The following is a 14,919-nucleotide window of genomic DNA, read 5'->3' on the forward strand; positions in this document are numbered from 1 at the left end:
CGGACCGTCGGGCCCCGTCGTCCTGGTGGTCGGCGACGAGGTCCGCCGACCCGGTGGCGGCCGCCGCACCGTTCGGACGATCGGCCTCCGTGCTTCCTCTACCCCTCGCACGGCGGCGGGCATGCCGGGTTGCCCCACCCGGGGACGATCAAGGGGCCGACGGTCCGTCAGGCGCCGTCCGGGAAGTGGCAGGCGGCGGTGTGGTCGACGCCGGGGGCGGCGGGGGCGGCGGGGGCGGCGGGCGGCAGTTCGGTGGCGCAGCGGGTGCGCTGCTCGGGGGCGAGGGCGGTGTGCACGGGGCAGCGGCTGCGGAACGGGCAGCCGAGGTGGCGTTCGGCGGGCGACGGCGGGTCGCCGGCCAGCAGCAGGCGGGGGCGGGCGCGTTCGGCGGCCGGGTCGGGCAGCGGGACGGCGGCGAGCAGGGCGCGGGTGTAGGGGTGCCGGGGTGCGGCGAAGACCCGTTCCACCGTGCCGGTCTCCACGGTGCGGCCCAGGTACATCACGCTGATCCGGTCGGCCAGGTGCCGCACCACGGACAGGTCGTGGGAGACGAACAGGTAGGCGAGGCCGAGTTCGGCCTTCAGCTGCTGGAGCAGGTTGAGCACGCCGGCCTGCACGGAGACGTCCAGCGCGGAGACCGGCTCGTCGAGGACCAGCAGGTCGGGGCGGACGGCGAGGGCGCGGGCGATGGAGATCCGCTGGCGCTGGCCGCCGGAGAACTCGTGCGGGTAGCGGTCGGCGTGCGCCGGGTCCAGGCCGACCTGGCGCAGCAGCTCGGGGATCCGGCGGCGGGCCTCGGCGGCGGGGGTGCGCTGGGCGAGCAGCGGTTCGGCGATCACGTCGCCGACCGGCATCCGCGGGTCGAGGGAGGCCGCCGGGTCCTGGAAGACGATCTGGACGCGGGCCCGCAGCCGGTGCGCGGCGGCCCGGTCGAGGGCGGCGGTGTCCTGGCCGAGCAGTTCGATCCGCCCGCCCTGCGGGGCGGCCAGCTTGAGGATCTCGTACAGCGTGGTGGACTTGCCGGAGCCGGACTCGCCGACCAGGCCGAGGGTCTCACCGCGCCGGATGTCCAGGTCGACGCCGTCCACGGCGAAGGTCTCGCCGATCCGGCGGCGCAGCAGGGTGCCGCGGTAGCGGGGGAAGCTGCGGGTGAGGCCGGTGACGGTGAGCACGCCCTCGCGTTCCCCGCGCGGCCGGGGCTCGGCGGCGGGCACGGCGGGGACGGGGTAGACCTCGGCGGGGGCGGGCCGGGTGGCGGCGAGGTGGTCGGCGCGCACGCACGCGGCCAGGTGGTCGCCGTCGCCCGCGAGGTGCGGCTCGGCGGTGCGGCAGCGGTCCTCGACCAGCGGGCAGCGTTCGGCGAACGGGCAGCCGGGGCCGTGCAGTTCGCCGGCGGCGGGCGGGCGGCCGGGGATCGGCACCAGCGGGCCGCCGCGGCCGTCGAGGCGGGGGACGGCGCCGATCAGACCGAGCGTGTAGGCGTGCCGGGGCGCGGTGAACAGCTCGTCCACGGGGGCGGTCTCGACGATCCGTCCGGCGTACATGACGGCGACCCGGTCGGCGCTGCCGGCGATCACCCCGAGGTCGTGGCTGACCAGCACGAGGGCGGCGCCGGTCTCCCGCTGAGCGGTGCGCAGCACGTCCAGGACCTGGGCCTGGATGGTGACGTCGAGGGCGGTGGTGGGTTCGTCGGCGAGCAGGATGTCGGGGTCGTTGGCCACCGCCATCGCGATCATCGCGCGTTGCCGCATGCCGCCGGAGAACTCGTGCGGGAACGCGTCCAGCGCGCGGGCCGGGTCGGGGATGCCGACCAGGTCGAGCAGGTCGGCGGCGCGGCTCCGGGCGGCGGCCTTGCCGACGTTCTGGTGGACGCGGACGGCTTCGGCGATCTGGTCGCCGATCCGGTAGACGGGCGTGAACGCGGACAGCGGGTCCTGGAAGACCATGGCGATCCGCCGGCCGCGGATCTCGGCGAGCTGGCGGGCGGGCAGGCCGACCAGTTCCTCGCCGTCGAGCCGGACCGAGCCGCCGATCCGGGCGGCGGCGGGCAGCAGGCCGAGCACGGCGAGCGCGGTGACGGACTTGCCGGAGCCGGACTCGCCGACCAGGCCGAGGGTCTCACCGCGACGCAGGTCGAGGTCGACGCCGCGGACCGCCGGGTGGTCCCCGAAGTCGACGGTGAGGTTGCGGACGGCGAGCAGCGGGGTGGTCAACGGGTGCTCCGGCGCGAAGTGGTGACGGTCTTTCGGGAACGCCTGCGTCCGGCCGTGGCGGTGGGGTCGAGGGCGTCGCGCAGGCCGTCGCCGACCAGGTTGACGGCCAGCACGAACAGCACCAGCAGGCCGGCGGCGAAGTAGAACAACCAGGGGAAGACGGGGGCGTCGCCGGCGCCGGCCGCCAGCAGGGTGCCGAGCGAGACGTCGGGCGGGCGCACCCCGAAACCGAAGTAGGAGAGCGCGGCCTCGCTCATCACGGCGCCGCCGACGGTGATGGTGGCGTCGATGATCAGGAACGAGGAGACGTTCGGCAGGATGTGCCGCCAGATGATCCGGAACGGCCCGACGCCCATGAACCGGGCGGCGACCACGAATTCGCGCTCGCGGAGCGAAATGGTCATCGAGCGGATCACCCGGGCGGTGATCATCCAGTTGAACACGGCGAGCAGCAGCACGAAGGCGATCCAGCCGCTGCCGCGAAGCCGCGGCGAGATCACGGCGATCACCAGGAACGCCGGGAAGATCAGCATCAGGTCGACCAGGAAGGTCAGCAGCCGGTCCGTCCAGCCGCCGAAGTACCCGGCGCAGGCGCCGACCAGGGAGGCCAGGCCGGTGGAGAGCACGGCCACCAGCAGGCCGATCACCAGGGACTTCTGCAGGCCGCGGACGGTCTGCGCGAAGACGTCCTGGCCGAGGCCGTTGGTGCCGAACCAGTGCCGCGCGGACGGGGGTTGGCGCAGCGCGGTGTAGTCGGGGGTGGCGTAGTGCCAGGGGGTCAGGTACGGGCCGAGGAAGGCGAGGAGGAACAGCAGCACCAGGACGATCAGCCCGAGCAGTGCGCCGCGGGAGGCCGCCAGGCGGGCTGCGGCCAGTCGCAGCCGCCCTGCGGGGGCACGCTGGTCGACCGGCTGCGCCGGGTCACCATCACTTGCAGGCCACGGTCCGGTTTCGCGATCTCGCCGACGGGTTCCTTCCGGTTCGCGCAGTTCCCCACGCCCCTGGTTGTGCTCTCCCTGGTCTCTCACCTTCATGCCGTCCTCACTCGGGGGTCGAGTGCGGCGTGGAGCGCGTCGGCGAGGAAGCCGGCCGCGAGGACGACCACGGCGGCGAACAGGTTGACGGCGACGACGGAGTTGACGTCCTGTTCGTTGACGGCCTGGATGAACCACTCGCCCATGCCGTGCCAGCCGAAGATGGTCTCGGTGAAGGCGGCGCCGGTGAACAGGCCGAGGAAGGCGTAGGCGAACATCGTGGTCATCGGGATGATCGCGGTGCGCAGGCCGTGCTTGATCAGGGCGCGGCCGCGGGTGAGGCCCTTGGCCTGGGCGGTGCGCAGGTAGTCGGCGCCGAGGACGTCGAGCATGGTGGAGCGCTGGTAGCGGCTGTAGGTGGCGAGGCCGCCGAGGGCCAGCGAGAGGGTGGGGAGCAGCAGGTGCAGTCCCCAGTCGGCGAGGTGGGCGCCCAGGCCGCCGGAGAGGTTGGGGGTCTCGTAGCCGGTGAACGGGATGACGTCGTGGCCGGCGGCGTTCTTCGCGGCGATGGCGCCGTTCTTCAGCAGCAGGGCGAGCAGGAAGACGGGGGTGGAGAGCAGCACGAACGAGAGCACGGTGAGCGCCCGATCGGAGAGCCGGTACTGGCGTACCGCGCTCCAGGCGCCGGCGGCGACGCCGAGCAGCATGCCGAGCACGCTGCCGACCAGCAGCAGGCGCAGCGACACCCAGATCCGGCGACCGAACTCGTCGTTGACCGAGGTGTCGTGGATGGTGCGGCCGAGGTCGGCGTGCAGCAGGACGCCGTCCGCCCAGGTGGCGAAGCGCTCGACCACGGGGGTGCGGTCGTTGAGGTTGAGCGCGGTCAACTGCCGGTCGACGGCGGCGGCGGAGGGCCGCGGCTGCTTGGCCTCGAAGTAGGCGCGCGGGCCGAGCGCGGTGCCGGTGAGGGCGTAGGCCAGGAACACCGCGGCGGTCAGCAGCACCACGTAGTAGCCGAGCCGCCTGGCCAGGTAGCCCGTCACGGCGCGCCTCCGGCGCGGTTCGCACACCTGCGGAACATGGTCATTTGCCTTCGCTAGTACGGACTTTGACGCACTTTCGCGCAGCAGTTGTACGCCACGCTCCACCGACTCGTCCAGGGTCGGAGATGCCGACGGTTCGACCGTTCGGGTGAACCCGCTGGTCACAGCTGATCAGACGGGCACGAACGGGGTATTGCGGCGGTGTTTCACTCCATTTCGTTTCGATCAGTTCCGCGCATCACCCTGGTGGGGGCGGCTGATGGGCTGTTACGTTCGGCCCGCCGGCACCGACTTGGCTGCCCACGATCAAGCGTCGCCACACCTGACGACCGCCGACTCTTCGAGACCCGAGGACTCCGCCGATGCACACATCGCCCGCCACCCGCCGAATCGGCCGCGCCGCCGCCGCGGCTCTCGCCGCACTCCTGGCCGCGACCGCCTGCACCAGTCAGGGCGGCTCGGCGGACGTCGCCAAGACCGTGGTGCCGACCGTGGACGCCGAGGACAACAACCCGCAGCCGCTGGACAACATCAAGGACGGCGGCGAGCTGCGCGAACCGCTCCAGCAGTGGATCACCCAGTGGAACCCGTACCAGGTCGACGGCACGTACGGCGACGCGGTGGAGATCATGGGCTACCTGGAGGCCAAGCTCTTCCGCAGCGACGCGCAGGGCGTCTACCACCCGGTCCCGGAGTACCTGGTCTCCGCGCAGGTCACCTCCACCTCGCCGCAGGTCGTGACGTACAAGCTCAACCCGAAGGCGGTCTGGTCCGACGGGACGGCGATCGGCTACCGGGACTTCGAGGCGGTCTGGAAGGCCTCCAACGGCAAGGACCAGGCGTTCAACCTGGCCGACTCCTCCGGCTACGAGCAGATCTCGGGCGTCGAGCAGGGCGCCGACCCGAGCGAGGTCAAGGTGACCTTCTCGGAGCCGTACGCCGACTGGCAGAGCCTGTTCAGCCCGCTGCTGCCGGCCTCCGGGATCTCCACCCCGCAGGCCTTCAACGAGGGCTGGATCGAGAAGGTCCCGGTCTACGGCGGCCCGTTCGTGCTGCAGAACGCCGACAAGACCGCGCAGACCATCACGCTGACGCCCAACCCCCGCTGGTGGGGCCCGAAGCCGAAGCTGGACCGGATCACCTACCGGGTGCTGGACGCCGCCGCGATCACCCAGTCGTTCCTGAACAACGAGATCGACTTCGCCTCCGCGGGCACCGCCACCGCCTACGGCCAGCTCAAGGACGCCAAGGACTCGGTGATCCGCACCGGCACCCCCTGGGACGAGGTGCACATCTCCTTCGGCGGCAACGGCGCGCTCGCCGACCAGAAGGTCCGTCAGGCGCTCGGCAAGGCGCTGGACCGCGCCTCGCTGATCAAGATCGCCAACAAGGGCGTCCCGGTGGAGTTCAAGCCGCTCGACAACCACCTGTTCATGACCAACCAGAGCGGCTACAAGGCCAACGCGGGCGACTGGGTGGCGTACGACCCGACCACCGCCAAGAAGTGGCTGGACGAGGCGGGTTGGAAGGACGCCGGCGGCACCCGCAGCAAGGACGGGCAGCCGCTGGAGCTGCACTACGTGATGAGCGACGGCTCCACCCAGGCCCAGTCCGACCTGGCCACCGCCACCCAGAACATGCTCCAGCAGGTCGGCGTGAAGCTCACCATCGACAAGGTGCCCAGCAAGGAGTACTTCTCCAAGTACATCGACCAGGGCAAGTTCGACCTCGCCAGCTGGCGCAACACCGGCTCCTTCCCGCTCTCCAAGACGGTGCCGATCTTCCGCGCCCCGCAGGGCGACAACGTGTTCGGCAACTACTCGAAGCTGAGCACCCCCGAGATCGACGGCCTGCTGCGCAAGGCCGCCGCCACCCTCGACCCGGCGAAGGCCGCCGAGCTCTACAACCAGGCCGACGTGAAGATCTGGGAACTCGGCCACACCGTCGAGCTCTACCAGCGCCCCAGCATCGTCGCCGTCCGCAAGGGCCTGGCCAACTTCGGCGCCGGCAGCCTCGGCGACACCGTGATCACCTCGGTGGGCTGGCAGAAGTAGACCGCGAACGGCCCGTCACGATCCTGCTCGTGACGGGCCGTCGTTCTCGGCTCTACCGGCGACTCTTGAAGTCCTCCAGGGCCTGCCGGACCGTCGCCGCCATGTCCTGGCTGCCCACGTGCCCGGAGTCGTCGAAGATGTGCAGCTTCGCGTCCGGCCAGGCCTTGGCCAGCTCCCACGCGGTCTGCACCGGGCAGCCCATGTCGTACCGGCCGTGCACGAGCACGCCCGGGATGCCGGCCAACTTGCGCGCGTCCCGCAGCAGTTGGTCCTCCTCCAGCCAGGCGCCGTTGCTGAAGAAGTGCGAGCAGATCCGGACGAAGGCGATCCGGTCGTCCATCTCGCGGTCGCTGTACATGCCGGGGATGCCGTTCGGCTCGCCCTCGATGACGGCGTCCTCCCAGGCCAGCCACTCGTTCGCGGCCTGCTCGCGGACCGCCCGGTCCGGGTGCTCCATCAGCCGGGCGTACGCCGCCAGCAACCGGTGGACGTCACCGTCCCGTTCGCTCTCCGGGACGAAGTCGCGGAACCGGTCCCACGCCTCGGGCCGGAACCCGCCGACGCCCCGGTACAGCCAGTCGGTCTCGGCCCGGCGCGTGGTGGTCACCGCCTGGATGACGATCTCGCTCACCCGCTCCGGGTGCTGCTGCGCGTAGGCCAGGATCAGCGTCGACCCCCAGGACGCGCCGTCCAGCAACCACCGTTCGATGCCGAGGTGTTCGCGCAGCCGCTCCATGTCGTCGATCAGGTGCTGGGTGGTGTTCAGCGCCATGTCCGCCGCCGGGTCACTGGCGTGCGGCGTACTGAGCCCGCAGTTGCGCTGGTCGTACCGGATCACCCGGTACGCCTCCGGGTCCCACGCCCGGGTCGGCCGCTTCGGGAAGCCCGCCCCGGGGCCGCCGTGCACGTACAGCGCAGGCTTGCCCTCGGGGTTGCCGAGCTGTTCGTAGTAGATGCGGTTGCCGTCTCCGGTGTCCAGGAAACCACTGTCGTAGGGGTGCATCGGCTCATAGAGATCAACCATGACCGTCGATCCTAGGCCGCCGTCCACCGCACCGCCCACCCATTTCCGACCTGCCGTCAGGCCCTCGACAGCGGGGCCGCCCCGCCGCCTCGTCCCCGCGTCGCCCCCTCGCCGTCCGCTCGCCGTCCGCTCGCACCGGGCCGGGCGGGATTCCGGGACGGCCGGGCAGATCATCAGCTAAGTTGCCGTCAGGCGAACAGTTGTCCACGACAGCGAGGGGGGCGCCGTGGCGATCGAGCTACCCGACGAGGTGGTGTCGTTCCTGCAGTTCATCGGAGTGAACTGGCCTCAGGTGAACGAGGACAAGGTTCGCGAATTCGCCTCACATGTGCGCGAATTCGCCGAGAACGTGCAGAACACCCACCAGAGCTCGACCGAGACGATCCAGCAGCTGGGCGAGGCCTACCAGGGCGCGTCGTACGAGGCCCTGCTCGCCAAGTGGGGCCAGCTGTCGGACAGTCACATGAACGAGCTCGTCCAGGCCTGTCACGTGGTCGCCACCGCCTTGGACGTGGCAGCGGACGTGATCGTCGCCATGAAGATCGAGACGATCGGCGAACTCGTCGCCATGGCAGTCGCGTTCGTCGCGGACCAGGCCGCGGCGGTAGCCACCTTCGGTGCTGCCGAGGCCGCCGTGCTGCTGATCGAGGAAGCGGCGAAGAAACTCGTCAACTACCTGGAGCAGCAGCTGGAGCAGTACATCATGGGCCAGGTCATCGAGGCCGCGATCAACCCGCTCGTGGAAGTCGTGAGCAATGCCGTCAGCGGGCTGCTGTTCCAGGCCGCCGAGTCCGCGCTGGGGGTGTCGGGCGGCGGAGGGCCCGCCGCCACCGGCTTCCAGGTCGACCCGGAGGCGCTCGCCCGGTACGCGCAGACCATGCACGACCACGCCGAGACCGTGGCCGGCCACGCGGCGGCGTTCAGCGACAACATCGCGGGGGTGAGCTTCCAGTGACCAACTCCATCGTCAAGGCCCTGGAGCACGGCGCCGAGAAACTCGGCAAGGTGCTGGGAAAAGAAGCCGGAAAGGCGGTGAAGGACTTCTACCACTCGGCCGGGAACGGCCTGGAGAAGGTCGCCAAGAACACCGTCGAGGCCGACGCCAAGCACGCCGCCGAGCTCTACCGGATTCACCGGCGCCAGCCCGGCCGCGACGAACTCCGAGCCGGCCTCGGAGAGAAGCCGGTGTACCTTCTGGGAGACCGGGGAAAGATCCAGCGGCTCACGAAGAACGGCCCGGCGGACATCACTGACGCGGACCGGGATCTCCTGGGCGTGCCGCTCAAGCTGACCGGAGCGAAAAAGGACACCGTTCCCCGGCGGCCCAAGAACCCGGACAATCCGTACTCCTGGGGCCCGAGCACCCCGGAGGAGCGCGCCGCCCGGCCCCGGAAGCCCTCCTCCGAGGTGCCGTTCGACGAGGACGAGCTGTCCCGGGCGACCGCCCTGGCCCGGCACGAACAGGCGAGTTACGGGAACTACACCCCGGACAAGGCGACCGGCGTTCCGACGTTCAGCAGCAACAACTACGCTGCCATGCGCGTCGAGTACGAGCACAGCGACGGCAACAAACGGGAATTCATCCTGGTCGGCCGGAGCAACAATCCGGTCCACTCCGAGAAAGTCCTGGGGATACCGTTCCTGGAGAACGGGGGCGGCCAGCACGTCAAGGACCTCTACACCGAGCGGGCGCCGTGCAGCGAGAACAGCGACTGCGCCGCCTGGGTGGAGAAATGGCTTCCGCACGTCAACGTCACGCACAGCGTCGAATACGGCCCGGACCCGGCCTCGGTGGCGCGCGGGAATCGGGAGATGGAGGACCGGCTCAACAGAATGTATCCCGGCGTGCGACCGGAGAGCCGCAGCCCGTGGAAGAATTTCAAGGGCTTCAAATAATCACTCGCCACATGCGCCCGATTACCGCAATGCTATGATGCGGGACATTCAATGAGATCCCCCAGCGGAAGTACGGAATTCCATGAGCCCCTTGATCGACCGGAACGCGATGGAGTCGGTCTTCGGCGCCGAGGAGCTGGTCACCCCGGACGACCACGCACTCGCCGGCATCACCCACGAACCGACTCGGGCGTTCCTGCGCGAGGTCGGTCTGCCGGACCGGGAGGGCTGGTTCGAGGCGGACCAGCGCCTCCTCGACGGCGACCTGCGGATCGGCGGCGAAGCGTGGCAGCGCGTCGCCCTGAAGTATCCGGACTGCCCGTTCGACATGTCGACCTGGCTGACGCTCGGCGGCATCGGGATGGACGACGTGATCGTCGACACGGCCACCGGCGTCGTGTACTGCATCCCCGAGGACGGCTCTCCTCACCTGCTCAACAGCAGCATCGATGCCTTCGCGTTCTTCCTGCACGCCCTGGAGGTGGAACGACCGGACTACGACCCCGAATCCGACACGGACGGCGTCGACCCCAAGGGCGCCGAGGCCCGGCTGCTGCAGCTGATGCGCCGGACCGATCCCGCCGCGCTGGAGAATCCCGAGTCGTGCTGGTTCTCCGTCCTGCGGCACGTGCGAAACCTCCTGCAGGACTAGCCCGCGCCGACCGGCCCACCATCCGTTGAGGAGAATGACGTGACGAGCCCCAGCGACCGCATCGCCGCCCGGTTCGGGCAGGCAGGAGTGCGGCGCTTCGAAGCCGCGACCTCCCCGGTCCTGCCGGAAGCCGCCGCCCTGGCACGGATCGACGGCCTCGTCCTTCCGCTCAGGGTGAAGCCGTACTTCCACACCCTGCTGGACGAACCGGCCGCCCTTCGGGAGTACGCGGATTCCACCGGCACGGAGTTGGACGATGCGGTCCAGCTGTCGTGGGCCAGGCTCGGCTCGGACCGCGCGTTCGACCTGTGCGTCACCCCTGACGGCGACGTCCGGGGCGTTCTGATCGGCTACGACGAGCCCGAACGGTTCGTCAGCTCCGCTGCCGAAGTCTTCGCCGAAGGGCTCCTGCGGCTCGATCTCCTCCTGGAGACCATCGCCGGCACCGACGATCCCGACGAGGCCTTCGCCGCGTTCGAGGAGACGGAACAGGCGCTCCGGGCCGCGGACCCCGAGTCCTTCGCCGACTCGGAGAACTGGTGGCCCCTGGTCCTGGAGGACATCCGCACCACCGCGGGCGTCGAGGCGTTCGCGACGTTCGAGTTCCTCACCCCGGCGGGCGAGAAGCAGTTGGTCACCAAGTCCGGCGCCATCTGCGTGCATCCCGAGGAACGGACCTGGTCGGCCATGTACGCGGCCGGCATCGAGCCCGAGCAGGTCACCCGGATCCACACCGAGCTGCAGGCGTGTTTCCTGCCGGGCCACTACTGCGCGCTCTGGCTGGAGTTGATGTTCCCGGACGCCGTGCTGACCCACAACGCGCCCTACGGCGACACCGCCGCCGACCGGGCCGAGGGAATCCGGCGGCTGCGGGAACACGCCGACCGGACGTCCGGGGAGCGCTGACCCATGGCCGAGCCCACCGTCGGTGCTCCGCCCGCCCCGGGCGCAGCGGCAGCCCACGCCGCATCGGCCCTGCTCGACTGGGCGGCGGAACCTCGGCCCGACCGGCCGCGGGCGGTCGTGATCACCGGCCCGTCCGGGGCCGGAAAGACCCGGTTCCTGGCCCAGTTCCTGGCCGCGTCCGGCAGGAACCCCCGGATCACCGTCCACGCCACGGGCTTCGCCGAGGGGCAGATCGCCCGGACCTTGGCCTGGCAGCTCGGACGCCACCTCGGCTACGGCCCCCTCGACCCGGATCGGCTGACCCAACGGCTGCGGTCCGATCCCCGGCCCGTCCTGCTCGTCGTGACCGACCTGCACCGCGCCGGACGGGGGCCCGACCACCTTCCGTCCGCCTCCCCCGCCGCGGTCGTGAGCGAGCTGCTCGGGCCCCTGCTGGCGCTGCCGAACGTCCGCATGATCGTCGAGTCCGACACCGTCGACCTGCTGCGCGCCGAGGAACCACTGGTCCTCGGCCTCGACCCGGCGGCGGGCCCCACCGGGCCCTCCTCCGCGGACCCGGTCCGGGCTCCGGCGCCCGCCACCGCGATCGCGGGCCCGGACTGGCGCACGGCGACAGCCGAGGAACGCGAGCACGCACTCGACCGGGCCCTCGCCACGGGCACGGCGCGCGAACTCCTCACGGACCCCGGATATCTGGTGCACGGCTCGGTCGCGGCCATCACCGCCACGCTCGCCGACACTTCCCTCTCCCTGCCCAGACACCTGCGCGAGGTCTGGGCCACCGCCGCACCCGCGCTGTCCTTCCCCGGTCTGGCGGACTCCGAGCGGGCCGCGCTCCTCCACGCCGCGGCGACGGGTCGGGACCCGAAGCTCGCCGAGTACCTCCGCCCCCTCGCCGAGACCTCCTCCTGGACCGCCCTCTGGTCACTGCCCCGACGGAAGAGCGCCGCCCTCGCCGTCCTGCCGACCGACCCCGCCGGGCCCGGCACGGCCGTGGCAGCCGACACCCTCGGCCGGCTGACCTGTCACTCCCTCACTGACGGACGGACGCTGGCCAGTCCCGATTCCGGCACGCCCTGGACACCCGAGGCGCTCGCCGCCCTGACCCCCACCTGCCTGCTCGGGCTCGACCGCTCGGGCATCCTGCACCCCGTCCCCCTCACCACGGCGACGGTCCCGAGCTCCGCGGCCCACCTCACGCTGCACCACAACGCCGCGACGCTCGCATCCCCCGCCGACCTGCCCACCGCCGTCGCGGCCGGTCCCCGCCACGCCGCAGTCGCCGACGGCCGCGGCCGCGTCCACCTGTGGCCGCTCCACAGCCCCGAAACGGGCCCTCGCACGATCGAACTCCACCGCTCCGCCGTGACTGCCGTGAGCTGCCTGGACCTCCCGCAGGCCGGCGCCGTCCTCCTCGTCACGGGCGGCCTCGACGGCACGGTCAGACTCTGGGACTCCGCCACGGCGGAGGCCCTGCCCAGCCCCGTGGAGAGCCGCAAGGCCCTGCCGACCGCCCTCGGCCTGGCCGACACCGAGGCCGGACCGGTCCTCGCCGTCGCCTGGTCCGACCGGCGGATCCACCTCTGGCACCTGCTCAGCGGACGCCTGGCCGCACTGCCGACGCCCCACCTCGGCCGGGCCCTGACCCTCACCGGCGACGGCCACCTCCTACAGGCGGGCCGCGACGGCATCCATGCCTGGCGACTCGACCTCGCCGCGCTGTGGGCGACTGCCTGACGGACCGTCATGTCGGTGCGGGAACCGGCACTTCACCCACAGCAGAACGCCGCTCCCTTCCCCTCCCGCGGAGGATGCCTACGCTGGAGGGGTGAGCACTCAAGGCCGGAACGAAGCCCGCGTCATTCCGCTGCGCCCGCAGAGCGCGCCGCAGCCTCCTGCGCCGAAGGAACCGCTCTGGCGGGATGTGGTCGGCGGTGTGCTGCGTCGCGAACGGCTCGCCCAGGAGCGGACGTTGAAGGACGTCTCGGAGGCGGCCCGGATCTCCATGCCGTACCTGTCGGAGCTGGAGCGCGGCCGCAAGGAGGCCTCCTCGGAGGTGCTCGCGGCGGCTGCCCACGCGCTCGGGCTCGGCCTCGGCGATCTGCTGTCGCTCGCCCAGGACGACCTGGTCCGCCACGCGCCGATCCGCCGTTCCCACAGCCGCAGCGCCGCCCCCACCAACGGCCTCTGCCTGGCCGCCTGACGGACGGTCACGCCCCGGTGCGACGGCCCGCAGGCCGCCGTCGCACCGGGGGCGCCCCGCTCAGCCCGGCAGCTGCCGCCGGTCCAGCACCTGGTCGGCCAGGCCGTAGGCGACCGCCTCCGCGGCGGTGAACACCTTGTCCCGGTCCGTGTCGGCGCGCAGCGTCGCCACGTCGTGGCCGGTGTGCCGGGACAGCACCTCCTCGACCTGCGAGCGGATCCGCAGCATCTCCTTCGCGGCCAGGCTCAGGTCGGAGACCGTCCCCTGCCGACCGCCGCTGGCGGGCTGGCCGAGCAGCACCCGGGAGTGCTGGAGCACGAACCGCCGCCCGGGGTCGCCGCCGGCCAGCAGGACGGCCGCCGTGGACGCCGCCTGGCCGACGCAGAACGTCGAGATCGGCGACTGCACGAAGGTCATCGTGTCGTAGATCGCCATCAGCGAAGTGAACGATCCGCCGGGCGAGTTCAGGTAGATCGCGATCTCCTCCCCCGGGCTCGCCGACTCCAGGTGCAGCAGCTGGGCGATCACCACGTTGGCGACGCCGTCGTCGATGTCGGTGCCGAGGAAGATGATCCGTTCGTTCAGCAGCCGGCTGAACACGTCGTAGGACCGCTCGCCCTGAGCCGTCCTCTCGACCACGTAGGGAACCGTGTACGAGCCCATGTCTACAGCCCCATCCGTCGGCGGTTGGCGGCCGGGCGGATGTCGGCCAGCGACTCCACCACCTGGTCCACCATCCCGTACTCCTTGGCCTGTTCGGCCGTGAACCAGCGGTCCCGGTCGCCGTCGCGGGCGATGGTCTCCTCGCTCTGCCCGGTGTGCGCGGCGGTGATCCGCTCGATCGCCCGCTTGGTGTACTCCAGGTTCTCCGCCTGGATCGCGATGTCCGAGGCGGTGCCGCCGATGCCCGCCGACGGCTGGTGCATCATGATCCGCGCGTTCGGCAGCGCGAACCGCTTGCCCGCCGTGCCCACGGTCAGCAGGAACTGCCCCATGCTGGCGGCGAATCCCATCGCCAGCGTGGAGACGTCGTTCGGGATCAGCCGCATGGTGTCGTAGATCGCCAGGCCCGCCGTCACCGACCCGCCCGGGCTGTTGACGTACAGGCTGATGTCGGTGCGCGGGTCCTCCGCGGAGAGCAGCAGCAGCTGCGCGCACACCCGGTTCGCCGACACCTCGTCGACCTGGGTGCCGAGCAGGACGATCCGCTGCGCGAGCAACTGCGCCGCGAGGTGGTCGTCGAAGCGGCTGGGCGGCGTGTCGCCGTCCTCCGCACGGGGTTGGCGGGTGCTGAACGGTGTCATCGGGTCTCCTCGTCGGAGCGGGAGTGCGTCTTCCGCTCCACTGTTCACCCCGAACGACCCCCGTCAGCCGGTTCTCTGCCCGCCGCAGATTCGCCACCGGCAGAGCGCCCGGTCAGACACCCGGTGCCGGACGGACGGTGATCCCGTTGCGTTCCAGCAGGGCCGCCGTCACGCCGTCGCCCGGCACCAGCGCCCCCGCGAACGAGCCGTCGTACACGGCGCCCCGGCCGCACGAGGGGCTGCGGGGCATCAGCACCGCCTCCGTGCAACCCGCCCGTTGCGCGGCGAGCAGCGCGCGTTCGGCGCCCGTGACGAACTCCGCCGTGACGTCGTGCCCGGCGCCGTCCACCACCCGCGCGGCGCCGTCCAGCACGTCGTGCCCGTCGCCGCCGATCAGCTCCGCCGGCCGTCGCGGGGTGGCCAGCCCGCCCGCCACCTCCGGGCAGAACGACACCGCCTGCCGCCCGTCGAGCAGCTCCGCGAGGGCAGGCGACGCCTTGTCCCGCCCGTCGAACCGGCACGGCACGCCGCGCAGACACGCACTGACCAGAATCGCTTCCACCCGCCCAGGCTACCTGGGGCGCCCATCGGCCCTGACCTGCGGGAACCCTCGGCGGCCGGTGCGCGGAGGACGCGGAGGTCCGGCGTGC

14 protein-coding genes are annotated in these 14,919 nt (G+C 71.5%); 7 read left to right on the forward strand and 7 right to left on the reverse strand.

The window, feature by feature from the left end; translation table 11 throughout:
* Window positions 1-167: 167 nt before the first annotated feature.
* The 3 genes from ACI1MP_RS08005 to ACI1MP_RS08015 all read right to left on the reverse strand — a co-directional run bounded on the left by ACI1MP_RS08005 (window position 168) and on the right by ACI1MP_RS08015 (window position 4,230).
* The gene (locus ACI1MP_RS08005; RefSeq protein WP_404868163.1) at window positions 168-2,213 is read right to left on the reverse strand and encodes a dipeptide ABC transporter ATP-binding protein; all 2,046 of its coding nucleotides are present in this window, start codon (window positions 2,211-2,213) and stop codon (window positions 168-170) included.
* A complete protein-coding gene (locus ACI1MP_RS08010; protein WP_404870774.1) occupies window positions 2,210-3,094 on the reverse strand; it encodes an ABC transporter permease in 885 nt (294 codons plus the stop codon). The genes ACI1MP_RS08005 and ACI1MP_RS08010 overlap by 4 nt, the downstream gene beginning before the upstream one ends.
* A gap of 149 nt (window positions 3,095-3,243) precedes the next feature.
* The gene (locus ACI1MP_RS08015) at window positions 3,244-4,230 is read right to left on the reverse strand and encodes an ABC transporter permease (RefSeq protein ID WP_100586301.1); all 987 of its coding nucleotides are present in this window, start codon (window positions 4,228-4,230) and stop codon (window positions 3,244-3,246) included.
* A gap of 362 nt (window positions 4,231-4,592) precedes the next feature.
* Here ACI1MP_RS08015 and ACI1MP_RS08020 point away from each other — a divergent pair, with 362 nt between their 5' ends.
* Window positions 4,593-6,284 (forward strand): ABC transporter family substrate-binding protein, encoded by a 1,692-nt coding sequence (locus tag ACI1MP_RS08020; RefSeq protein ID WP_404868164.1) that lies wholly within the window; start codon window positions 4,593-4,595, stop codon window positions 6,282-6,284.
* 52 nt (window positions 6,285-6,336) lie between these two features.
* On the opposite strand, the gene pip is transcribed toward ACI1MP_RS08020, so the two are convergent.
* Entirely contained in the window at window positions 6,337-7,308 is a 972-nt protein-coding gene (pip, locus tag ACI1MP_RS08025; RefSeq protein WP_380336407.1) for a prolyl aminopeptidase, read from the reverse strand.
* 226 nt (window positions 7,309-7,534) lie between these two features.
* On the opposite strand from pip, the gene ACI1MP_RS08030 reads away from it, so the two are divergent.
* The 6 genes from ACI1MP_RS08030 (at window position 7,535) to ACI1MP_RS08055 (ending at window position 12,965) form a co-directional block, all read left to right on the forward strand.
* On the forward strand, window positions 7,535-8,263 hold the full coding sequence (locus ACI1MP_RS08030) for a WXG100 family type VII secretion target (protein WP_404868165.1): 729 nt from the start codon (window positions 7,535-7,537) through the stop codon (window positions 8,261-8,263).
* Complete coding sequence (locus ACI1MP_RS08035; RefSeq protein ID WP_404868166.1) at window positions 8,260-9,204, forward strand: nucleic acid/nucleotide deaminase domain-containing protein; 945 nt, start codon at window positions 8,260-8,262, stop codon at window positions 9,202-9,204. The genes ACI1MP_RS08030 and ACI1MP_RS08035 overlap by 4 nt, the downstream gene beginning before the upstream one ends.
* An 82-nt stretch (window positions 9,205-9,286) precedes the next feature.
* Window positions 9,287-9,856 carry an SUKH-4 family immunity protein gene (locus ACI1MP_RS08040; RefSeq protein ID WP_404868167.1) on the forward strand — a complete coding sequence of 190 codons (570 nt, stop codon included), beginning with the start codon at window positions 9,287-9,289 and terminating at the stop codon, window positions 9,854-9,856.
* 39 nt (window positions 9,857-9,895) lie between these two features.
* A complete protein-coding gene (locus ACI1MP_RS08045; RefSeq protein ID WP_404868168.1) occupies window positions 9,896-10,762 on the forward strand; it encodes a nucleic acid/nucleotide deaminase domain-containing protein in 867 nt (288 codons plus the stop codon).
* 3 nt (window positions 10,763-10,765) lie between these two features.
* Window positions 10,766-12,499 (forward strand): hypothetical protein, encoded by a 1,734-nt coding sequence (locus tag ACI1MP_RS08050; RefSeq protein ID WP_404868169.1) that lies wholly within the window; start codon window positions 10,766-10,768, stop codon window positions 12,497-12,499.
* 91 nt (window positions 12,500-12,590) lie between these two features.
* On the forward strand, window positions 12,591-12,965 hold the full coding sequence (locus ACI1MP_RS08055; protein WP_380336404.1) for a helix-turn-helix domain-containing protein: 375 nt from the start codon (window positions 12,591-12,593) through the stop codon (window positions 12,963-12,965).
* 60 nt (window positions 12,966-13,025) lie between these two features.
* Here ACI1MP_RS08055 and ACI1MP_RS08060 read toward each other — a convergent pair whose 3' ends face one another.
* The 3 genes from ACI1MP_RS08060 to ACI1MP_RS08070 form a co-directional block, all read right to left on the reverse strand.
* Window positions 13,026-13,628, reverse strand: coding sequence for a ClpP family protease (locus tag ACI1MP_RS08060; RefSeq protein ID WP_043910653.1), 603 nt, complete (start codon window positions 13,626-13,628; stop codon window positions 13,026-13,028).
* Between the two features lie 2 nt (window positions 13,629-13,630).
* Window positions 13,631-14,269, reverse strand: a complete 639-nt coding sequence (locus tag ACI1MP_RS08065) for a ClpP family protease (RefSeq protein ID WP_100586292.1) — start codon at window positions 14,267-14,269, stop codon at window positions 13,631-13,633.
* A gap of 112 nt (window positions 14,270-14,381) precedes the next feature.
* Window positions 14,382-14,831, reverse strand: coding sequence for a DUF523 domain-containing protein (locus ACI1MP_RS08070; protein WP_380336399.1), 450 nt, complete (start codon window positions 14,829-14,831; stop codon window positions 14,382-14,384).
* Window positions 14,832-14,919 lie beyond the last annotated feature (88 nt).

Source organism: Kitasatospora griseola, assembly GCF_044999035.1.
Taxonomy (GTDB): Bacteria; Actinomycetota; Actinomycetes; order Streptomycetales; family Streptomycetaceae; genus Kitasatospora; species Kitasatospora griseola.

Bases quoted from the DNA above. Each gene is read 5' to 3' on its own strand.
- ACI1MP_RS08020 (WP_404868164.1), top strand. From the start codon at position 4,593: ATGCACACATCGCCCGCCACCCGCCGAATCGGCCGCGCCGCCGCCGCG.
- pip (WP_380336407.1), bottom strand. From the start codon at position 7,308: ATGGTTGATCTCTATGAGCCGATGCACCCCTACGACAGTGGTTTCCTG.
- ACI1MP_RS08060 (WP_043910653.1), bottom strand. From the start codon at position 13,628: ATGGGCTCGTACACGGTTCCCTACGTGGTCGAGAGGACGGCTCAGGGC.
- ACI1MP_RS08065 (WP_100586292.1), bottom strand. From the start codon at position 14,269: ATGACACCGTTCAGCACCCGCCAACCCCGTGCGGAGGACGGCGACACG.
- ACI1MP_RS08050 (WP_404868169.1), top strand. From the start codon at position 10,766: ATGGCCGAGCCCACCGTCGGTGCTCCGCCCGCCCCGGGCGCAGCGGCA.
- ACI1MP_RS08040 (WP_404868167.1), top strand. From the start codon at position 9,287: ATGAGCCCCTTGATCGACCGGAACGCGATGGAGTCGGTCTTCGGCGCC.